This window comes from Paraburkholderia sp. CHISQ3, assembly GCF_030464945.1.
GTDB lineage: Bacteria > Pseudomonadota > Gammaproteobacteria > Burkholderiales > Burkholderiaceae > Paraburkholderia > Paraburkholderia megapolitana.
The window spans coordinates 185647-205951 of record NZ_JALPRG010000012.1; the positions used below are offsets into that span (position 1 = coordinate 185647).

General features: G+C 63.5%; 17 protein-coding genes. 8 read left to right on the forward strand and 9 right to left on the reverse strand.

Going from position 1 to position 20305, the window contains the following annotated elements; translation table 11 throughout:
* Positions 1-18: 18 nt before the first annotated feature.
* A complete protein-coding gene (gene tssA / locus M0D65_RS26310; protein WP_091017977.1) occupies positions 19-1137 on the forward strand; it encodes a type VI secretion system protein TssA in 1119 nt (372 codons plus the stop codon).
* A gap of 122 nt (positions 1138-1259) precedes the next feature.
* Here tssA and M0D65_RS26315 read toward each other — a convergent pair whose 3' ends face one another.
* The 4 genes from M0D65_RS26315 to M0D65_RS26330 all read right to left on the reverse strand — a co-directional run bounded on the left by M0D65_RS26315 (position 1260) and on the right by M0D65_RS26330 (position 8103).
* Entirely contained in the window at positions 1260-2177 is a 918-nt protein-coding gene (locus tag M0D65_RS26315) for an OmpA family protein (RefSeq protein ID WP_266255201.1), read from the reverse strand.
* On the reverse strand, positions 2174-3172 hold the full coding sequence (gene tagF, locus M0D65_RS26320) for a type VI secretion system-associated protein TagF (RefSeq protein ID WP_091017981.1): 999 nt from the start codon (positions 3170-3172) through the stop codon (positions 2174-2176). The genes M0D65_RS26315 and tagF overlap by 4 nt, the downstream gene beginning before the upstream one ends.
* Entirely contained in the window at positions 3169-7074 is a 3906-nt protein-coding gene (tssM, locus tag M0D65_RS26325) for a type VI secretion system membrane subunit TssM (protein WP_091017983.1), read from the reverse strand. Before tssM ends, tagF begins: the two co-directional genes overlap by 4 nt.
* 165 nt (positions 7075-7239) lie before the next feature.
* Positions 7240-8103 (reverse strand): M15 family metallopeptidase, encoded by an 864-nt coding sequence (locus M0D65_RS26330; RefSeq protein WP_091017985.1) that lies wholly within the window; start codon positions 8101-8103, stop codon positions 7240-7242.
* 138 nt (positions 8104-8241) lie between these two features.
* Here M0D65_RS26330 and M0D65_RS26335 point away from each other — a divergent pair, with 138 nt between their 5' ends.
* Positions 8242-9213: a hypothetical protein gene (locus M0D65_RS26335; protein WP_266255202.1), complete on the forward strand. Its 972-nt coding sequence runs from the start codon at positions 8242-8244 to the stop codon at positions 9211-9213.
* A 310-nt stretch (positions 9214-9523) separates the two neighbouring features.
* Entirely contained in the window at positions 9524-10615 is a 1092-nt protein-coding gene (locus M0D65_RS26340) for a nucleoside hydrolase (RefSeq protein WP_266255298.1), read from the forward strand.
* 73 nt (positions 10616-10688) lie between these two features.
* On the opposite strand, the gene M0D65_RS26345 is transcribed toward M0D65_RS26340, so the two are convergent.
* A complete protein-coding gene (locus tag M0D65_RS26345; RefSeq protein ID WP_266255203.1) occupies positions 10689-11648 on the reverse strand; it encodes a LysR family transcriptional regulator in 960 nt (319 codons plus the stop codon).
* Positions 11649-11853: 205 nt separating this feature from the next.
* The gene (locus M0D65_RS26350) at positions 11854-12906 is read right to left on the reverse strand and encodes an NAD(P)-dependent alcohol dehydrogenase (protein ID WP_266255204.1); all 1053 of its coding nucleotides are present in this window, start codon (positions 12904-12906) and stop codon (positions 11854-11856) included.
* A gap of 385 nt (positions 12907-13291) precedes the next feature.
* Here M0D65_RS26350 and M0D65_RS26355 point away from each other — a divergent pair, with 385 nt between their 5' ends.
* Positions 13292-14209, forward strand: coding sequence for an AraC family transcriptional regulator (locus M0D65_RS26355; RefSeq protein WP_143098153.1), 918 nt, complete (start codon positions 13292-13294; stop codon positions 14207-14209).
* Positions 14210-14238: 29 nt separating this feature from the next.
* On the opposite strand, the gene M0D65_RS26360 is transcribed toward M0D65_RS26355, so the two are convergent.
* The 3 genes from M0D65_RS26360 to M0D65_RS26370 form a co-directional block, all read right to left on the reverse strand.
* A complete protein-coding gene (locus tag M0D65_RS26360) occupies positions 14239-15063 on the reverse strand; it encodes a molybdopterin-dependent oxidoreductase (RefSeq protein WP_266255205.1) in 825 nt (274 codons plus the stop codon).
* The gene (locus tag M0D65_RS26365) at positions 15060-15698 is read right to left on the reverse strand and encodes a cytochrome b/b6 domain-containing protein (RefSeq protein WP_266255206.1); all 639 of its coding nucleotides are present in this window, start codon (positions 15696-15698) and stop codon (positions 15060-15062) included. Before M0D65_RS26365 ends, M0D65_RS26360 begins: the two co-directional genes overlap by 4 nt.
* Positions 15699-15779: 81 nt before the next feature.
* Complete coding sequence (locus M0D65_RS26370) at positions 15780-16424, reverse strand: DUF5666 domain-containing protein (RefSeq protein ID WP_266255207.1); 645 nt, start codon at positions 16422-16424, stop codon at positions 15780-15782.
* 187 nt (positions 16425-16611) lie between these two features.
* On the opposite strand from M0D65_RS26370, the gene M0D65_RS26375 reads away from it, so the two are divergent.
* The 4 genes from M0D65_RS26375 to M0D65_RS26390 all read left to right on the forward strand — a co-directional run bounded on the left by M0D65_RS26375 (position 16612) and on the right by M0D65_RS26390 (position 20277).
* The gene (locus M0D65_RS26375) at positions 16612-17283 is read left to right on the forward strand and encodes a heavy metal response regulator transcription factor (RefSeq protein ID WP_091018003.1); all 672 of its coding nucleotides are present in this window, start codon (positions 16612-16614) and stop codon (positions 17281-17283) included.
* Positions 17280-18686: a heavy metal sensor histidine kinase gene (locus M0D65_RS26380; RefSeq protein ID WP_266255208.1), complete on the forward strand. Its 1407-nt coding sequence runs from the start codon at positions 17280-17282 to the stop codon at positions 18684-18686. The genes M0D65_RS26375 and M0D65_RS26380 overlap by 4 nt, the downstream gene beginning before the upstream one ends.
* 118 nt (positions 18687-18804) lie before the next feature.
* A complete protein-coding gene (locus tag M0D65_RS26385) occupies positions 18805-19737 on the forward strand; it encodes a 2-hydroxyacid dehydrogenase (RefSeq protein ID WP_266255209.1) in 933 nt (310 codons plus the stop codon).
* A 57-nt stretch (positions 19738-19794) separates the two neighbouring features.
* Complete coding sequence (locus M0D65_RS26390; RefSeq protein ID WP_266255210.1) at positions 19795-20277, forward strand: OsmC family protein; 483 nt, start codon at positions 19795-19797, stop codon at positions 20275-20277.
* Positions 20278-20305 lie beyond the last annotated feature (28 nt).

Genomic DNA, 20305 nt, shown 5'->3' on the forward strand with positions numbered 1-20305 from the left:
GCATTCATTGCATCCGTCATGCCGACCGATCTTAACGCGCTGCTAGCGCCCATCAACGAGTCATCGCCGTGCGGCGACGACATGCTGTTCTCGTCCGACTTCGACGCGATCCAGAACGCGCGCCGTTTCGAAGACGCGACGCTCGACCAGGGCGAATGGATCACCGACGTCAAGGAAGCCGACTGGTCGTTTGTCGTCGAGCGCAGCACCGATCTGCTGCAGACGAAGACGAAGGACTTGCGGCTCGCTGTCTGGCTCACCGAGGGCTGGGCGATCGAAGACGGCGTAACAGGTCTGACGCAGGGCTACGCGCTGCTCACGGGCCTGTGCGAGCGTTTCTGGGAGCAGGTGCATCCGTTGCCTGAAGGCGACGACACCGAATACCGGCTCGGCAATGTCGGCTGGCTGGTGGGGCGCTCGGTGGAGTTGCTGCGCGCGATACCGCTCACCTCCGGCACACGCTACAGCACGATCGACTGGGAAGTCGCTACACATGTCGCGCAAGCGGTAAAGCGCGACCCGGAGAACGCGGACGACATTGCACGCGGCAAACCGTCGGTCGAACAGATCGATGCGGCCAGGCGCATCACACCGGGGACGTTTTACCTGGCGCTGCTGGCCGATCTGCGAGCGTTTGAAGCGGCGGTGCTCGACCTCGAACAGGAACTGAATCGCCGCGCGGGCGATGCGTCGCCGAGTTTCCGTCAGATCAAGGAGGCTCAGGAGAGCGTTTATCGACTCGCCGAGCGGTTCGCGCGCGAAGTCGGTGTCGATCTCAACGCCGCGCCGAAAGTCACACGCCCGTCCGATATCCCCGAGCGTAACGAACCCAGTTTCAAGACCCCGTCGTTGCCGGAGGGAAACATGTCGACGCCGAGCTCGCACACCGCAACGCCGGTGGTCCCGCAGGCCGGAATCCAGACCCGCGCGCAGGCTGTTGACCAGTTGCGTGCAGTCGCGAAGTTCTTTCGTGCCACCGAACCGCACAGCCCCGTCGCCTACCTGGCGGACAAAGCTGCGGAGTGGGCCGGCATGCCGCTCGACCAGTGGCTTTCGACTGTGGTGAAGGACGACGCTTCGCTCTCGCACATTCGCGAGATGCTCGGTGTGAAGCAGGCGGATACAGGCGGTAGCTGATCGATTGACCAGGCGGTCTGAAAAGACACGCGGCCGGCTCGCAGGATTGCGATGCCGGCCGCGTTGTTTTGCGCCTGCATGAAGGAAGCCTCGAGAATCCCGAGGCGTGTGACGGACGTGTACTACGAGCCCGCGCGGAACTCGATGCGCCGGTTGCGCGCGCGGCCGTCGGGCGTATCGTTCGAGGCAATCGGCTGGTCGGGGCCGACGCCGGTCGCTGTTAATTGCTGCGACGGAATGCCCTTCGCGATCAGATAGCCCTTCACCGTGTCGGCGCGTGCCTGGCTCAGCGCGATGTTCGATGCGCGGGCGCCGGAGTTGTCCGTGTGCCCGATGATCGCGACGGTCCGCGTCGTCAGCTTCGCGAGTACCGCCGCCATCTGATCGAGAATCAGCGTGCCCTGCGGTGTCAGCGTCGCGCTGCCGGTTTCGAATTCGATCGTGCGATTCGCGAGCGTCTGGTCGAGCACGCCCTGTTCGGACGCGCTCACGCGCAGACCGTTGCGAATCGTGTAGGTCGGATTCAGCGCGTTGGCCATGTCGCTGGCAATCTTCTGACGCTGCGATTCGTTCGGGACTTCGCCCTTCACGTCGATCTGCGTGCCGTCGATCGTCAATTGCCCTTTGTGGATCTGCGTAAGTTGCGAGCCGAGCAGCTTCTGGACGTTGGTGGCCCAGTTCGGCGGCGTCGCGACATCGCCGACTTCGATCTGATCGACGACATTGCCTGCGCCATACGTGTTGCGCAACTGGCCGAGCACGGCGGCCTTGGTCGCTTCGTCGGGCACCTTGCCGCCCACCACGACCTGTCCGGGAACGGGATTGGCCGCGGCCGGCGTAATGGTGGCTGCTGCAGCGCCTGTCGTCGCATTGGGCGTGGCCGGCAGCACGGTCGTACGGACCTGCACGCCGCTGTTGTCGATCGGCGTGACACGGGCGCCGCCGCCATCGTCGTCCGCCCATACGGGACTGCTCGCCAGCGCGCCGACGAGCAGCGCGAGGGGCAACGTACGGCGGATCGTGCCGAAGTAGAAGGTCATTGCGTTACTCCCCCGATGAAGGCTTCGCGGAACGTATCGATGCTGACACGCAGCGACAGTTGCGGTTGATCGAGGTAGCTGACCAGCTTGCTGATGCCATGATCGTTCTGTGCGTGATCGTTGATCCACTCGGGGTCGTCGATGTCGATGTTGTGCGTTGCATAGGCCTGCGGATCGACCACGCTGTGCAGCGTTTTCGCCGAGGCGCCGTTAAAGCCGATGATGAGCCGCTCGCGCTCCGCAATCGTGCCGATGAAGATCGCCAGTTCGAAATCGGCCTGCGAGACAAACGGCGCAATCAGTTCGAGCCAGAACGCGGCGATCAGCGTGCGATAGAACGGATCGGTCGGTAGCGGCAATGTGAGACCGCGCTCGAGGTGCGACGAGCCGCTTTGCATTACGGGTCGCAGCAGCGAACCGAGCGCGAGCATCGCACCGCGCAGCCGCACCGGGTGGCCGCTCGCGAGCAGCATCTGTTCGAGGCCCGACAGCGTTTGATGTTCGACGAAGTCGTCGAACGTGCCGTCATGCGGATTGCCCGGCGCGCCGATATCGATCGGCACCTGCATGTCGCCGAGTGCCTGCAGTGCGCCCGCGGGTTCAGTGGCGCTGAGCAGCGGCTTCATCTGCATGGAGACACGCGACCACAACCGCGCGAATGCCAGCGGACTGCGCGCGAGGAACGCCAGCGGCCGCTCGACTTCGAGCGCAGTTGCGGCGAGAAACGGGAAGCGCCGCGACGACAGATCGTGGCTCGCGACGATATGACCGGCAATTGCGAGCTTGCTGCGCGAACCGAGAAACGCGAAATGCATCGGCTTCGCGTTTTCGTAGACGATCTTCCAGCGTGGATCGTCGGTGAGCATTTCCATGGCCTGCGCGATCCAGCGGTCGAGCGTCTGTAGCAGTTGCGGGTTGTGCGCACTCTTCACGAAGTCGCCGCGCGACGGGATCTTGCCGAAATAGGCGATTTGCGCCTGGACAGTCGGCGTCATTGCGCACCTCCCGTGGTGGCCGGGGCCCGATTGGCGGTTGCCGTGGCCGGTGCCGAGCCGGGTGCACCAGGGGCGCCTGGCGTGATACCCGTCGCGATCGCGGCCGCGGCGTTCGCACCAGCGCTCACGTCGACGACCGAGGACGGCAGTTGCAGCCCGCGCAGGCTCTGCGCTTGCGGCGTGTCGCTACCGCTGCCGGTGCTGGCGCTAGTCGGCGTCGACGTGCTGATGATGCGCATGCTGACTTCCACCGACACATTGCCCTGCGTCCACACCAGATCGAACGTGCCGTCGGGGCGGCGCTTGCGCTGCGCCGAGTTGATCAGCTTCTCGAGACCGTAGTGGCCCGGCTCGTTGACGAGCTGGATCGTGCGGCCGTCGAACGTCGTCGCCGACAGCGTGGCACCCGGCGAACCGGACGGGTTCGGCCACACGAAGTTGGTCCACTGCGGCGGCGTGTTGCGATAGCGCAGTTGCTGCCCGTCGATTGCGATCGTGTACTCGGTCGTACCGGTGGCCGGTTGCGGCAGGATCTGGAACACGGTCTGCGGCTCGGATGAACCGCCGCCACCGCCACCCCCGCCGCCGCCTGCAGCGCCGCCCGCAAGCGGAGCCACCCAGCGCGCGAAGCCGTTCGTCAGGTCGGGGGTCAACGCGAGGCCCATGTCGCCCCACGTCCGCGCGGTCAGCGTATCGCCGCGGCGTACCGCGAGCGGCCCGAGCGTTGTACCGACGAACTTCGCGATGGAGCCATCCGGACCGAACACCTGGCCAATTTCGCTGGCGGCGGCTTCGACCCTCGCGCTGCCTGAGAACGGATACTTGGTCGCGAGCGAACTCTGGAAGGTCTGGTAGACCTGCGCGTTCCACACCTTGTTGACTTCGACGCTGGCCGGCTGGATCACGACCGCATATGCCTGCATCAGCGGCCGCACGAGCAGCGGGCGCAGCGCCTTGCGTTGCGTATCGGTGAGGCCCGTCAGCATCTGCTCGTCGACGTACTTCAGCGAATCGGCCAGCTCGGAGCCGCTGCCGTCGAGCGTCTGCTGCATCAGCTGACGCGCGCCCGGCCCCGGGTCGCCCTGATTCTTGAGGATGTTAAAGCGCGTCCGCACCTTCGACAGCGTGTCCATATAGCCGCGCAGCATCGACGTATTGTCCTGCGTCGAGACGATCCGCCCGAGGCCCGCGAACTCTACTCCGATCGGCCCCATCGGCACTTCGACCGGATTGCCGTTGATGTCGATATTCGCGCTGAGCTGGCCGACGGCCGACGGCGTGTGCGACGAGAACAGGCGTTTGAACCAGCTCGTCACGCCGGTCTGCGCGAGCTTCAGGTTCGCGTTGGCGAGCGACGGGTTGTCCCACGAAGTCTGGTCGTAGGCAGTTTCGAGCACCTTGCGGATCGGCGAATCCTGCGGGTCGCCAAGCCGGTTCATTGCATCGACGGCCTGATTGAAGCTGCCGAAGCTCTGCACCGCAATGCCCTGCATGAACTTCTGCCAGTGCATCGCGTACTCGTCCTTGTACATCGCGACGAGGGCCTTCTGGATCTGCTCGGGGCTGCCTTCGAGCGTGAGGTCGTCGGTGGCCGAGGTGTTGAGCACCCAGTCCTTCGCCTGCAGTTCCTTGGTCGCGGCATCGCGGATGGCGCCTTGCACGTACTGGAACCACGCCTCGCGCGTGAACGTGCCGGGAATCGCGTAGCTGCCCGCGACCAGCGCGGTGTTGCCTTCGCCGACAATGCGCGCGATGGTCATCGGTGCGAAGCGGGTCGACGCGCGCGCCTTGATTTCTTCGTACACGCGTTGCCGTGCCGGCATGCCGCGCACGACGTGGCGCAGGTTTTCGCGGGTCTGGTCGACCAGCGCCAGATTCTCGTCGACCATCGGCCAGTCGTCGTCCGAGACGCGCGACAGATAGAACGTGATCATCCGCTCGGCGCTCTTGATCATCTGGTCGCGCGGCATGTTGCCGCGATTCGTCTCGAGCCAGCCGCGCCAGAAGCGGGCGATCTGATCGGTCAGATGCGCGGCTTCGACGTGGCGCTTGTCGGACAGCATCAGGTAGGTCTTGAGCGCGTTGTACGCATCTTCGACGTTGGTCGGCGACGCGTCGCTATACAGGCCGCCCTGGTTGTTTGCCGCCATCGCCGAATGTGCTGACACCTGCACTGCGCCGGAATCGGGCGCATGCGTCATCGGTGCGAGTTGATCGGGGTGCGTGTTGACGTCCTTCAGGAACGACGCGAGATTCTGCGAGACCGGCGCCAGCATGATCTGCTTTACGCCGCTGTAATACTGCGTCAGCAGATGCTGCTCGAGACGATCGCCCTGATACAGACCGAGCGACACCGACAGCGGCCGGTCGCGGCGGAACTGTTCGAGCTGTTCGATGCGGTCTTCGAGAATGTCCATGGCCTGCAGGCGCGACTGCAGATCGTTGCGGTTCTGCTGCAGTTTCACGACGTTGTCGAGGTCGGCCTGCACGTTCGCGGTGAGCTGCTGGTTGCCGATCGTCGACCATGTCCAGCCGCCCAGCGCGATGGCCAGCGCGGCGACGAAGCCGAAGAACGTCATGTACCGGAAGCGCGCTTTCGCGGGGCTTGCAAACTGTCTGACGGTCTGACGGTCGGCGAAGATCACCTTCGAGAACAGGTCGCGCAGGAAGAAGCCGTTCTTCGAGAACGCGCTGGTCTGTTTGGGCAGGCTGTCGGTGGCGAGCCCGAAGCGCGTCGCGATGCGCTGCGCGGCGGCGCTGTTGGTTTCGCCTTCCTGCAGCGCGCTCGTGAAATAGAAGCCGCGGAAAATCGGCTTGTACTGGAACGGGTTGGTTTCGAACAGCGTGGCGAGGAACGCGCGCAGCGCCGGCTTGATCGTCGAGAACTCGAGCGGGAAGCTCAGTTGTCCCGGCGAAAGCTTGGCGCCGCGGTTGATCGACATCTGCGCGATGCTGATTTCCTTCAACCCTTCGTAGAGTTCTTCGAAGCGCTCGTCGAACTGTGCGACGACATCGCGCTTTTCGTCCGGCTCGTAGGGCAGGGTGGCGCCCCACACGCGGTCGTATTCCTGGCGGTCGTTGCCGGTAAAGAACTCGGTGAAGCCGGTGATCAGATCGACCTTCGTGAACATCACGTAGACCGGCGCGAACACTTCGAGCTTTTCGGTCAGTTCCTGCACGCGCTGGCGCAGGTTCTTCGCGAGGTTGATCGCGAACTCGGGGCGATTGCCGGTCAGCTCCGCGATGCTCGCGGTGACGATGATGCCGTTGATCGGCGCCTTCGGCCGGTAGCGTTTCAGCAGGCCGAGGAAGCCGAGCCATTCGCTGCGGTCTTCCTCGTGCACGGAGTAGCGGCCCGCGGTGTCGAGCAGGATGCCTTCGGTCGTGAAGAACCAGTCGCAGTTACGCGTCCCGCCGATGCCGTGAATCACCGCTTCGTTCTTTTCGGTGAAAGGAAACTGCAATCCGGAATTCAGCACGGCGCTGCTTTTGCCGGCCGCCGGGTTGCCGATCACGATGTACCACGGCATTTCGTACAGCGCCGAGCCGCCCGACATCTGGCCGATTTTCGACGTCTTGATCGTCTTTACGGTCTCGACGAGCCGCTGGCGCAGCGCATCGAGTTCGGCCTGCTTGGCCGGGGTGGCGGCGACTGTCGTCTTGCCCGCTTCGGCTTGCTGCTCGAGCATGTCGCCGAGCTTGCTGTTGGCCCGCCGGGTGCGCAGCACTCTGATCAGCCACACCAGCAGCCACAGCGCGACGATGACGCCGACTGCGATCGCAGGCCATATCAACGGGATCTGCAGCGTATCGGCTGCTATGAACAGCACCGCTGCCAGCGCGATCAGGCCGACGATGGAAAGCGTGCGGGGATGGGTCAACACGTTGAGAAAGCGTCGCATATGCCGTTCAGGTCCTGGTGCCTTGATTGCTGCTGTTGGGGCTATCGCTATTCGTTGTAGCGGGGTGCGGTGTAGCGGCGGGCGTTGCGCGTCCGTATGCGGGTGCGCGCTCGCGAGCGTAGCGGATTTGGGTTGCGAAACAGTGTCCGCGGATCGGGGATAAGGTCATTGGCTGGGCACGACGAGCGGTTTCGACTTTCCCATCACGAAGCCGGGTTTGTGATATTCGACGTGCCCGAGGTCCATCAACTTCCAGCGGCCGCCCCATGTCAGGCCAACCTGTTCGGCGCACTGTCCGTACAGTTGATAACCGCGCATGGCCCAGGGATCTTTTTCCGTAATGACGAGCTTGCCGTCGCGCAAAAACGCGTTGTCCGCGGCGAGGCCATATTGGTGGTAGCTCTGAAACGCAGCGGCATTCGTGACTCCCCCCATTTTCGACAGCTGGTTTTGTCGCTCCGGGCTGCGATAACCTTCCAGCAAAGCCATTTCATAACCGTATTGCTCGTGCATCATTTTGTAAACGAGCAATAAGCGTGTCCTGAAGTCAGCATCGAGCAGATTCCAGTCGCGGCTTGCGCCCTTTAGCGCGGGCCGGATCTGCTGAACTTCCTGCGTCTCGAAAATCTCGGGTGGCAACGGCGGCGGTGGGACGAGTTGTTCGCCGTTCAGGAGTGCGGCTATTTTCTCGTCGGGCACCCTGATAGTGTCGTCATATTGAAAAAACTGTCGTCCGCGTAATGCAATTGCCACCAATGGCGGCGTCGCAAGAATACCTGTGGTCGTAAAAATCAGCAAGCGCCGGCGCACAAGTAAATTTTGCATATCGCCGAGCGTGGATTGCGAAATTCTTGCCGATTTTGCAATTGTGCCACGCGCGTGTGCGGCGCCCCGCGAAGCCCGGCGTACTATGCGGTTATGCAGATTGAATACGCCGCCAAAAAGTGATGCCCGTACCGACGGTAATAGCAGAATGGCTGCCACAAGGACGGCGATGGCAAAATAAGCAACCAGTGCAACAGCAATCAAAGAACCCCCGGAAAATTCGAAACAATTGTATTTTGTAATGCTTGCTCTTAGAATCAGGCCAGCCCGAACATGGGCTCAAGCGTATTATCGCGGCTAAATAAGCCTGAATTCAATGAGCAGGTTTCAAAGAGACAGTGAATGAGTGCGCCGGATAGCTCCGATTCGAACAAAGCCCCTCCCAGCCTGCTTTCCGATAAGGAGAACGCTGCGCAAGCCAATGGCTCGCGCATTCTCGCGAATCTGGAGGGCCGCGTTGCACCACCTCCCGATAAACCACAACAGCGTTCCCGCGCACCGATCGTCATCGTCGCGCTGCTGGTAATCGCGGCAGGCGGTTGGGGCGCATGGCATCTTCAGCATCGCGGCGAAGGGCAAACCGCCACCGTTGCCGCCGTGCCGGTCCCCGCCAGCGCAAACCCGGTCGCGCCGGTTGCTGCGAGCGCGACAGCTCAGGTCATGGCGAAAGCCGACAATCAGGCGTCGGCACCGCAGGCCGCCACGATCATCTCTGAAGATACGACGAATAAGGCCGCGTCCGATTCAACGGCTGCTGGCGCTTCGGGTGCCGATGGCGATAACCGTCTGTCGCGTGCACTCGCGAGCGGCGCCGAAGAGGCGAGCGGTGTATCGCCGCCGGCGGCTTCCGCGGTGTCCGCATCCGCTGTCGCGGTGCCTGCCGCAGCGGCGAAGACGACGCTGGCTGGCAGCAGTGCGAAGCACGCAGCAAGTTCAGCGCGCGCGAAGCGTGAAGCCGCCAACGCGCATCATGCGAGTTCGGCCACTGCGGTTGCGCAGGCGAAGAAGCCGGCCGCGCGCGATGCGAAGTCCGGCGCGCGTACGGATTCCGATGCCGATCTGCTGGCGGCGCTCGTTGCCCGTACTAAACCTGCCGGTGCGAAAACGGATACTGCGGCAGCGAAGAGTGCACGCGCTGCGAAAGCCGCGCCGCCGGCTGCCGCAAGCGCGCCGGCCACCACGCTCGCGCAGCGCGTGAAAGAATGCGGCGCACGCGGCTTCTTCGACGAGCAGATGTGTCGCTGGCACGTATGCGATGGGCACTGGGGCAAAGACCCTGCGTGCCCGAATGCGAACCAGGCACACCAACCCTGAACGACGGCCGCGACACTTCTGTCGCGGCTTTTTTCTTTTGCGCATGGTATGCGACGCGCACGAATCAGTCGGCGCTCGCTGCTGTTCATCTCCATCACCGAACCCATTCACACGAACGTTGCCGCGCATGCCATGCACGCGGCATGACGTTTTGTCTGCGCGATGTTTACGCTTATGATGGACCGCCTTCCGGCATGCCGCGTTCGGCGAACGTGACGATGCGTAGAGCCCGGACAGAACAGGAATAAAACAGGAGGAGTGTGTGAAGCGATTGATCGTGACGTTGGCGTGCGCAGCAGGATTAACTGGCATCGCGGCAGGGACCGCATACGGAGGCACCGTGCATACAGGTGGTCCGAAGGTCATCATCGACAGCGACTACAACACGTTGAGCGACGATGGCCAGCTGGGCGTGATGGCGGTGCAGTTGCAGGCGCAAGGTCAGATCGATGTGCTCGGCATCACGGTCGTCAGCGGCAACCAGTGGTTGAAGCAAGGCGTAGCGGATGCGCTGAAATCGATGGAGCGGCTTGGGGCCGGCAACCGTATCGGTGTCTATGTGGGTGCGAATTATCCGCTCTCGCACGACTACGCGACGATCAAGCAGGAGCTCGCGCAATTCCCCGGCGGCGACGGCTATCTTGGGGCATGGGGCACGCCTGAGCCGAAGTCGAACGCCGACCTCGTCGCGCCGCCCGACGGTTTCGCGACGCACACCAAAGTGCAGCACAAGAGCGCTGTCGACTTCATCGTCGACAGCGTGAAGCAGCATCCTGGCGAAGTGACGATCCTCGCGATCGGCCCGTTGACTAACATCGCACTCGCGACGCGCCAGCATCCGGAAATCGTGCCGATGATCAAGCAGATCATCTACATGGGCGGCGCGATCGATGTGCCCGGCAACACCACGCCGACCGCGGAGTTCAACTGGTGGTTCGACCCGGTGGCCGCGCGGGAGGTGTTGCGTCTGCCGGTCAAGCAGGTGGTCGTGCCGCTCGACGTAACGGACACGGTAAAGATGGACAAAGCGACCTACGACCGTATCGCACACGATCCCAAACACCAGACCGTCATCACACGGATGTTCAAAAAGCTGAACGGCTATGGCTTCGACGGCAAGAACGGCTTCGAAACCAATCCCAACTACACGACGAGCGTCTGGGACACGCTGACCATCGCGTACCTGATGGACCCAACGTTCGCGACGCAGACCGTCGACGAGTGGGTCGATGTCGACACGCGCGTCGGTGCAAACGACGGGAAGGCCACCGGCTACGCGAGCAATCCGCCGGCGGGCCTGCAGAAGATGACGATCGTGAAGCGCTTCGACAACGCGCGCTTTTTCGATTACTACGTCGATCTGCTGACGCGGCCGGTACCGGTGAAGCTGCCGCAGAACTGATAACGCTCAGGCGGCCGGGTCGGGCCGCTTGAGCGTTGGATTGCTACATTGGATCACTAGGCAGGCCCAACCATCAAGCCGGATGCAACCCGCCGCGCAGCAACTGCCGCACACGCTGCAAGTCCTTCTCCACATGCCCGGCCTGCTCGAACAGTTGCGCAAGCCAGTCGACAAAAGCACGCACACGCGGCGACACGCGCCGGCTTTTCACATACGCCACCGATACCGCCATCGGCACCGGCTTCCACTGCGGCAATACTTCGCGTAGCGCGCCGGAATCGAGGTACGCCTGCGCGGCGATGCGCGACGGCTGGATCAGACCGAGCCCTTGCAGGCCGCAGGTCAGATACGCGTGCTCATCGCTGACCTTCACGAAGCCGTTCACCTTCACACGCGTCGCGTTGTCGCCGACTTCGAAATCGAAGTCGCACGCACGGCCGTTCTGCGACGACATGCAGTTCACCGCGATGTGCGTGGCGAGATCGTCGAGTTCGAGCGGCGTGCCGTAGCGCTCCAGATAGGCGGGGCTCGCGCAGGTCACGTGATCGAGCGTGCCGAGGCGCCGTGCGACGAGACCCGAATCGGGCAGCTCGCCGAGCAGGATGCTGCAATCGACGGCTTCGGCGATGTGATCGATGCTGCGATTGCTGATGCCGATCGCGAGATCCACGTGCGGAAAACGCATGTGGAAATCGTCGAGCGCCGGCAACACCAGTTCGGTGGCGACCGCGCCCGGCATCTCGACACGCAGACGGCCGCTCAACGCATCGGTGGTGCCGCGCAAACCGGCTTCGAGTTCGTCGATGTCGGCGAGAATCTGCGCGCAGCGTTCGTAGTACGCGGCGCCTTCGGTGGTGAGGCTGAGCCTGCGCGTCGTGCGCGTCAGTAACGCAGTGCCGAGCAGGGCCTCCAGATTCTGCACGACGGTCGTGGCGGTGGCGCGCGGCATGTCGAGCGACTCTGCGGCGCGGCTAAAACTGTTTGTGTCTACGATGCGGACGAAAGTGCGCATCGCCTGAATACGGTCGATCACGGGACATCTCCAGAGTGAACGAAACGAATTGATTGCGGGTAACGCGTAAAACGTCGACAGCGTGCACGGCAAGCAGCCGGTGCACCTTCCCATCAGGGAGGTGAACCGGCGCAACGAGCCATGCGTAAGGCGGGGAGCGGGACAGGAGGCCGCGCGCGAGCGCAGCCCCCAGGAGGAAATGCGGTGCGGTGTCCTGCTGCCTGTCTTACTGCCTCAGCGAGTCGAGATCGATGACGAAGCGGTACTTCACATCGCTCTTCAACATGCGCTCGTATGCGTCGTTAATCTGCTGCATCGGAATCACTTCGATATCCGACGTAATGCCGTGCTCGCCACAAAAATCGAGCATCTCCTGCGTTTCGGCGATTCCGCCGATCAGCGAACCGGCCAGACGCCGGCGCTTGAAGATCAGGCCGAACACCTGCGGCGACGGATGATCGTGCTCCGGTGCGCCGACCAGCGTCATCGTGCCGTCGCGTTTCAGCAGGTTGATGAACGGGTTCAGGTCGTGCTGTGCGGCTACCGTGTTGAGGATGAAATCGAAGCTGTTCAGGTGGGCCTCCATTTCCTCCTGATTCTTCGAGATCACGACTTCGTGCGCGCCGAGCCGCTTCGCATCCTCGATCTTCGACGGCGATGTCGTGAACAGCACGACGTGCGCGCCGAGCGCACGGGCAAACTTCACGCCCATGTGGCCGAGACCGCCCAGCCCGACGATGCCGACCTTGTGGCCGGGACCGACGTTCCATTGACGCAGCGGCGAGTACGTCGTGATGCCTGCGCACAGCAGCGGCGCGACGCCGGCCGGATCGAGGTTGTCCGGTACGCCGAGCACGAATGCTTCGTCGACGACGAGACTGGTCGAATAACCGCCGAGCGTGATGTCGCCGGTGATGCGGTCGGCGCCGTTATAGGTGCCGACAAAGCCGTTCTCGCAATACTGCTCGAGCCCTTCGGCACAGCTCGGGCAGGTGCGGCACGAGTCGACGAGACAGCCCACGCCGACGAGATCGCCGACGCGATGACGCGTGACGCCGGCACCGACCGCGGTAACACGGCCGACGATTTCATGGCCCGGCACCACCGGGTAAATCGAGTTCTTCCATTCGTTGCGCGCCTGGTGCAGATCGGAATGGCAGACGCCGCAAAACAGCACGTCCATCTGCACGTCGAGATCGCGCAGCGCGCGGCGATCGAAAGTGAACGGCACCAGCTTCGAATTCGGATTGTGGGCCGCGTAGGCCTGGGTTGTCGTCATGGTCGCTCCTGCAGATGGGTGAGTGCCGCCAGCCGGCCGCGCGGCGAGGTTCACGGCGGATGCTGTGAACCTCGTCGAGAGGCAGCGTGTGCGAGCGTAAAAGGGGGCTTCGGGGGCGTTTCCGGGGTGGTTCCGGCTGTTTCGAACGCCGTTGCAACAGGGTTCCCATCGTAGGGGCCGGGCGCGTCCTGGGGAATACCTGAATATCTTGAAGGTTTGCCTATTTCTCTCCGGGGCAAGCACCACAACCTGTTTAATGCTAGATTTCAAGCCTGTTTATCAATAAGCGCAGATTCCCGCGATGAACCCGATTCCGTCTCCCTCCTCATTACCGCCTGCCTTCGGCGCGTCCCTCGATGCCGCAGCCTCGGCGGCGCAGCAGAGCATGGTCGAGCTGTTCGATGTGCTCGCGCCCGCCGAAGGTTTCACGCAGACGCCGCTCGACGGCGTCAAGCTCATGCGTTCGAACCGGCCCGTGGAGCGCAAGCCGGTGATGTACGAACCGAGCATCGTGATCGTGTGCCAGGGTCGCAAGCGCGGCTATATCGGCGAACAGACGTTTTTCTACGACGCGCAGCAGTATCTTGTGATGTCGGTGCCGCTGCCGTTCGAATGCGAGACCGAGGCGAGCCCGGAAGAACCGTTTCTCGGCATCTCGATCCGCGTGGACCTGGGCGTCGTGGCCGAACTGGTGCTGATGCTGAACGACACGCGCGGCGCGACCCACGATGAGCCGCGCGGTATCTATTCGACGCCGCTCGACGCGACGCTTGGCTGCGCGGTACTACGGCTGCTCGAAGTGATGGCGTCGCCGCTCGATGCGCGCATCCTCGGGCCCGGTATGGTCCGCGAGATCTGCTATCGGGTGCTGACGGGCGTGCAGGGCGATGCGATCCGCGCGGCGCTCACGCATCAGCATCATTTCGGCCGTATTGCGAAGGCGTTGCGGCGCATTCATGCGGACTACGAGAGCGAGCTAGATGTCGAGACGCTTGCGAGCGAAGCGGGCATGAGCCTCGCCGTCTTCCACGCGCAGTTCAAGGCCGTGACGGCCACTTCGCCGATGCAGTACGTGAAGACCACGCGCCTGCATCACGCGCGGCTGTTGATGGTTCAGGATGGCCTGAATGCGGGCGCGGCGGCGGGCAAGGTCGGTTACGAAAGCGCGTCGCAGTTCAGCCGCGAATTCAAGCGGTTGTTCGGTCTGAGCCCCGTCGACGAAGTGCGACGGATGCGCAATGCGTTCGAGCCGCCGGCTCCGCGCAGCCTGCCGCCGGTTCGACAGTACGTGACGGCGGTTTGAGTGAAGGCTCTTTGGGAAGCGCGCGTTGCTCAGAGCCCGCTGAACCAGTTGTAGCCCTGGTCTTCCCAGTAGCCGCCCGGGTTCGTGTTGGTCACGAAGATCTCGGCGATATGCTTCGGGTTCTTGAAGCCGAGCTTGGTCGGCACGCGCAGCTTGAGCGGGTAACCGTACTTCGGCGGCAGCGGTTCGCTGCCGAAGTCGAGCGTCAATTGCGTCTGCGGATGCAGTGCGGTCGCCATATCGAGGCTCGAGTAATAGCGGTCCGCGCATTTGAAGCCGACATAGCGCGCCGTCGTATCGGCGCCGATGCGCTCGAGAAACGTGCGAAACGGCACACCGCGCCATTCGCCGATCGCACTCCATCCTTCGATGCACACATGCCGCGTGATCTGCGACGCCTGCGGCAGCGTGCGCAATTGCGCGAGCGACCACGAGCGCTTGTTTGCAACGAGCCCCGACACCTCGAGCGCGTACGACGCACCGTCGATCTCCGGCACATCGAACTCCTGATAGAACGCGTTGAACGGAAACGGCTTCGTGATCTGGCTTGCCGCATAGGTTGGCGCGAGCTTTGTGCCGCTAAAGAGCCACGCCTGCACGCGATCGTTCCAGCGCGACATCGCCCATAACACCTTGTCGACGGAATCGCCGTCCTGCATGTTGCAGCCGGACAGCATGGCAAGCGCGCCGACGGACAACGTAGAGCGTAGAAACAGGCGGCGCTGCAGGCGTTCCAGTTGCGGACGGTGATCCGCGAGTACGATGCGTTCGGGCTTTGCCGCACGGGGCGTTTCGATGGGTGCAACGTCGGTGTCGTCGGGACGGCCCGCGGACAGATTGTGCCGGTCGTTCATGCGTGGTGGCCTTTCTGTGTGTTGCGCGGTTTCATCGCGCGCCCGGTGAACATCGGCGGTAGCGTGCGCGGTACGAGCACGACCAGTGCGAGATGCACGACGACGAAACCGACCACGCCCGCCATCGCGCCGAAATGCACCTTGCGCGCGAAGTCGAAGCCACCGAATAACGCGGTGAGCCACGCGAACTGCACGGGTTTCCAGATCGACAGTCCGGACGCAACGAGCAGCACACCGAGCAGCAGCACCGCGACATAAAGTGCGCGCTGCACGGCGTTGTAGCGACCCGTTTCGTGCGGCAGGCGCAGGCGCATTGCCAGCAGCGCGTCGTGTACCACCTCGCGCGGATGAACCGGCAGCAACTGCCGCTGCAAGTGCCGGCTCGCGAGCCCGTAGGTCAGATAGACGAGGCCGTTCGCGCACAGCAGCCACATCGCGGCGAAGTGCCACGCAATCGACCCGCCAAGCCAACCGCCGACGGTCGCCCAGACTGGAAAGCGGAACGCGAAGATCGGTGAGGCGTTATAGATGGCCCAGCCGCTCGCGATCATGCAGGTCATCGCGAACGCGTTGACCCAATGAGTGATCCGGACGACCAGCGGATGCGCGACGACGCGCGAGGGGTTCTGCGGCATGGCAATGAGGGAAACCAGAAGACGATCGAATCGAAGCGCCGCCGCACGCAATCAAGCACGCGCATGCGGTGGCGCATGCAATCACATCGGCGGAACGACGCCGTTCTTGCCCGCCGAGATGAAGTTCGCCGCGAGCGAACCATCAGCTTCCTTGTGCGCAAACAGCACCACGTGCGCGCCCGGCACGAGCAGCGAACGGTCGCCCGGTTCGAGATTGACGATCGGCACATCCTGAGGAATCACGACCTTCTTTTCGCCGCCCTTGTAGTTGATGGTGACCGTGCGGCCGTTGCTCACGACGACGCTACCCACCGTGCCGTTCGTCATCGAGCTGTTCGCGCCCAGATCCCACGGGCGGTGGCCGTCGCCCATGCCGCGCATGCTGGCCGGGAACACGTGGACTTCGAGTGCTTTGAGCGTGCCGTCGGCCTGCGGGATCGCGGCCGTGCCGATATAGCTGTCCGCCTTGATGTCGCCGATGTTTGCGAGCGTGACACCGCGAATCGGCGTGTCTTTGGCGAGCTTCACGTCGACATCCTGACCGCTGTTCTCATGCACCTTGAGCGTGTCGCCTGCGAGCGCAGTGACCGTGCCGCGCACACCGGCCGGCGCGCTGGCCTGTGCGAAGGCGGCGGGCGCCGTCGTAGCGAAGGCGGCGACGATCAGTGCAGGCGCGGCGACTGCGCGCAAAAAATGGTGTACGGCGCTGGGTGCAGCAGGTTTCATGGTGTTTCCCGGTGGTGAAGGACGGGAGAAGCGTAGTGCGCGAGATGGCTCGTGCGTCTGACTTCTGGATGACAAAAACGTCATTAATTCCCGGAGACAGCCGGCTAGAATGCGGCAAAACATTCTTGATGAATGCGCGTTACCCTGTAGTTTCCCTGCACGCGCGCCCGCGGACGATTCAGCAACCATGAGCATTCTCGTCATCGAAGACGACCCGAAGACCGGCGACTACCTGAAAAAAGGGCTTCGCGAGAGCGGCTATGCAGTCGATCTCGCGCGCACCGGTACGGACGGCTTGCACATGGCGCTCGAGCATGCCTATGAACTGGTCGTGCTCGACGTGATGCTGCCGGGCATCGACGGCTGGGAAATCATGCGTACGCTGCGCGCGCGGCGCGACCTGCCGGTCATCTTCCTGACCGCACGCGATCACGTCAGCGACCGTATCCACGGTCTCGAACTCGGCGCCGACGATTACCTCGTCAAACCGTTCTCGTTCACCGAACTCGTGCTGCGCATCCGCACGTTGCTCAGGCGCGGCATCGTGCGCGAAGCGGATGTGTTCGAAGTCGCAGACCTGAAGCTCGATGTGCTGCGCCGGCGCGTGACGCGCGAGGGTATCGAGATTGCGCTCACCAACAAGGAATTCATGCTGCTGCATCTGCTGGTGAAGCGGCAGGGCGAGGCGTTGTCGCGCACGCAGATCGCATCGGAAGTGTGGGACATGAACTTCGACAGCGATACGAATGTCGTCGATGTCGCGATCAAGCGGTTGCGCGCGAAGATCGACCATCCGTTCGAGCGCAAGCTGATTCACACGGTGCGTAGCATCGGCTACACGTTCGGTCTCGAGACATGAAGCTCTGGACGTCGCGCTCGCTCACCACCCGCACCACGATCCTGCTCGCGCTGATCGCGTGTTTCGTGAACGGCGCGCTTGGTGCGTACTTCTACGGCTCCGCGCAGGTGTCGCTGCAGCGCCGCGCCGACCTCGTGTTGCTCGGCCGGGTCGAACATTTCAGCCGGCTCGTGCGCGAGATGTACACCGTCAGCGAGCTGAAAGACCGACCGTTGCTGTTCGAAACGATGCTTGGCGCCGAGCAGGACGTGTTGCTGTTTCGCCGGCCGGGCGAAACGTCATTCATCGACGTCAATCCGCAGAACGTGCCGGTGCCGGCGCTACGCACGCTGGATGTGCAGCGGCTGCCCACGCTCGCCGATATTCAACAGACACGTCTGCCGAACGGCGTCATCATGCATTGGGCCGTCGCGCTCGCACCGGCTCGCGAGGACGGTGCGGCGGTCGAAATCATCGCCGGGCACCCGATGACCGCCGAGAAACGCATGCTGGCCGCGTATCGCGACCTGATCGTTGCCGCGACGCTGGCGGGCATGCTGGCGACGACGTTGCTCGCGTACGTCGTATTGCGGCGTGGACTGCGGCCGGTGCGGCACATCGCGACACACGCCGCGCAGATCAGCCCGACCAATCTCGCTGTGCGACTGAATAGCGACGATGCACCGGTCGAACTGCGCCAGCTGACGCTTGCCTTCAACGCGATGCTCGACCGGCTTGCGGACGGCTATCAGCGGCTCTCGCAGTTTTCCGCCGATCTCGCGCACGAAATCCGCACGCCGGTCGGCGCGCTGATCGGCCAGACTCAGGTGACGCTCGCACAGCCGCGCGATGTGGCCGAGTATCAGCAGGTGCTCGAGTCGAATCTCGAAGAGCTGAGCCGCCTCAGTCATATCGCGGAGAACATCCTGTTTCTCGCGCAGGCCGATCACGCAGGGCTGTCGATCGAGCGTTCGCCGGTTGCGTTGAGCGACGAACTGCACAAGATCGCGGACTACTTCGAAGGCATCGCGGACGAACGCGGCATGCGCTTCGCCGTATCGGCGGACGGGGTCGCGTGGGCGAACCCGCTGTTGTGCCGGCGCGCGATCAACAACCTCGTAGTGAACGCCGTGCGCTACGGTGCGCGCGATACGGTGGTGCGCCTGACCGGCACCCAGGACGGGCAGGGCGCGACTGTCGTCGTCGAGAACGACGGTGCGGCGATTGCGCCGGAGCAGCTGCAGCGTCTTTTCGACCGCTTCTATCGTGCCGATGCGGCGCGCAGCCAGTTCACCGAATCGAACGGACTCGGACTTGCGATCGTCAAGGCGATCATGAACCTGCATCGCGGCACGGCGAGCGCTCAGTGTCCGACGCCGGGCGTGGCGCGCTTCGAATTGCGGTTTCCGGCGCAGGCCGGCTAGCTTGCTGCCCGGGCGATGACCCGGTAAGCGGAAGTTTTAAAGGCAGATCCCGAAGCGCGCCATGCCGCTCCTTGCTACACTTTCGCCTGTCGCCGTCTCCACACAACGCGCCCAGGTCATGAAGCCCTCCCTGCTGGTCCTGATTTCCCTTCGCGACGATAGCTACGCGAGCGTCGCAGCCTCCTTCGACATCCTTTACGCCCCGACGCCCGAGCAGCGCAAGCAGATCATCGCGACGCACGGTGCGACGATCCGCGCGGTACTGACCAACGGCACGACCGGCCTGACCGCCGCCGAGATCGACCAACTTCCCGATCTCGAGTTCGTCAGTGCGCTGGGTGCGGGCTACGAAAACATCGCCGTCGATTACGCCCGTGCCCGCGACATCGTGCTCGTCAACGGCGCCGGCACCAACGACGACTGCGTGGCCGACCACGCGTTCGCGCTGTTACTCGCGGCGGTGCGCGACATCGCGCAACGCGACCAGGCGACGCGCGACGGCGTCTGGCGCGACAAGCTGCCGTTGAGGCCGAACGTATCGGGCAAGCGACTCGGCGTATTGGGGCTCGGCAATATCGGACTGAAAGTCGCGCGGCGCGCGGCGGGCTTCGATATCGAAACCGGCTATCACAACCGTAAGCCGCGCGAAGGGTCGGTGCTGCGGTACTTCGAGAGCGTGGTGGCGCTGGCCGAGTGGAGTGACTTTCTCGTCATCGCGACGCCGGGTGGTGCGGGCACGCATCATCTGGTCGATCGGGCGGTGCTCGACGCGCTCGGGCCGCAGGGCTTTCTCGTGAACGTGTCGCGCGGCAGTGTCGTCGATACGGCGGCGCTGGCTGCCGCGCTCGAAGCGGGTACGCTCGGCGGCGCGGGGCTCGATGTCTACGAGGGCGAGCCGCATCTGCCACAGGCGCTCGTGCATCTGAAGAACATCGTGTTGACGCCGCATGTGGCCGGATCGTCGCCGGAAGCGATCGGGGCATCGATGCAGAATTTTCTCGTCAATGCGCAACGGCACTTTGCCGGCGAGGCCGTGCTGACGCCGATCTGAACGCGTGCCGCACACACAGTTTCTCCTGCACGATTTCTTTCATAAGGATGCGATCAGATGGCAACCCACACCGCGACCGTCGAATGGAGCAGCAACGGCAGCCGGTTTACCGATCGACGTTATAGCCGCGCGCATCAATGGAGTTTCGATGGCGGGGCGGTCGTGCCCGCGTCGAGTTCGCCGCACGTCGTGCGTGTGCCGTTCTCCGATCCTGCCGGCGTGGACCCGGAAGAAGGCTATGTCGCGGCGCTCTCGAGTTGCCATATGCTGTGGTTCCTCGACATCGCCTCGCAGGCGGGATATGCCATCGAGTCGTATCGCGACGAAGCGCTCGGAGAGATGGGGCATAACGAAGCGGGAAAGGAAGTCGTGACGCGGGTTGTGCTCAGGCCACTCGTCGTGTTCGGCGGAACGAAAGTGCCGGACGACGAAGCGCTCCGGCACCTGCATCATGAAGCGCACGAGTCGTGCTATCTCGCGAATTCGGTGAAGACGGTGATCGAGGTGGAGGGGAGCTGGACGCATTCGGGTGTGGCGTGAGCGCGCAACCAGCAGACCGGTTCCGGTC

What these genes read in the sequence shown, in the direction of transcription:
- tssA (WP_091017977.1), top strand. Translation starts at nt 19, where the DNA reads ATGCCGACCGATCTTAACGCGCTGCTAGCGCCCATCAACGAGTCATCG.
- M0D65_RS26315 (WP_266255201.1), bottom strand. Translation starts at nt 2,177, where the DNA reads ATGACCTTCTACTTCGGCACGATCCGCCGTACGTTGCCCCTCGCGCTG.
- tagF (WP_091017981.1), bottom strand. Translation starts at nt 3,172, where the DNA reads ATGACGCCGACTGTCCAGGCGCAAATCGCCTATTTCGGCAAGATCCCG.
- tssM (WP_091017983.1), bottom strand. Translation starts at nt 7,074, where the DNA reads ATGCGACGCTTTCTCAACGTGTTGACCCATCCCCGCACGCTTTCCATC.
- M0D65_RS26335 (WP_266255202.1), top strand. Translation starts at nt 8,242, where the DNA reads ATGAGTGCGCCGGATAGCTCCGATTCGAACAAAGCCCCTCCCAGCCTG.
- M0D65_RS26350 (WP_266255204.1), bottom strand. Translation starts at nt 12,906, where the DNA reads ATGACGACAACCCAGGCCTACGCGGCCCACAATCCGAATTCGAAGCTG.
- M0D65_RS26355 (WP_143098153.1), top strand. Translation starts at nt 13,292, where the DNA reads ATGGTCGAGCTGTTCGATGTGCTCGCGCCCGCCGAAGGTTTCACGCAG.
- M0D65_RS26360 (WP_266255205.1), bottom strand. Translation starts at nt 15,063, where the DNA reads ATGAACGACCGGCACAATCTGTCCGCGGGCCGTCCCGACGACACCGAC.
- M0D65_RS26365 (WP_266255206.1), bottom strand. Translation starts at nt 15,698, where the DNA reads ATGCCGCAGAACCCCTCGCGCGTCGTCGCGCATCCGCTGGTCGTCCGG.
- M0D65_RS26370 (WP_266255207.1), bottom strand. Translation starts at nt 16,424, where the DNA reads ATGAAACCTGCTGCACCCAGCGCCGTACACCATTTTTTGCGCGCAGTC.
- M0D65_RS26375 (WP_091018003.1), top strand. Translation starts at nt 16,612, where the DNA reads ATGAGCATTCTCGTCATCGAAGACGACCCGAAGACCGGCGACTACCTG.
- M0D65_RS26380 (WP_266255208.1), top strand. Translation starts at nt 17,280, where the DNA reads ATGAAGCTCTGGACGTCGCGCTCGCTCACCACCCGCACCACGATCCTG.
- M0D65_RS26385 (WP_266255209.1), top strand. Translation starts at nt 18,805, where the DNA reads ATGAAGCCCTCCCTGCTGGTCCTGATTTCCCTTCGCGACGATAGCTAC.
- M0D65_RS26390 (WP_266255210.1), top strand. Translation starts at nt 19,795, where the DNA reads ATGGCAACCCACACCGCGACCGTCGAATGGAGCAGCAACGGCAGCCGG.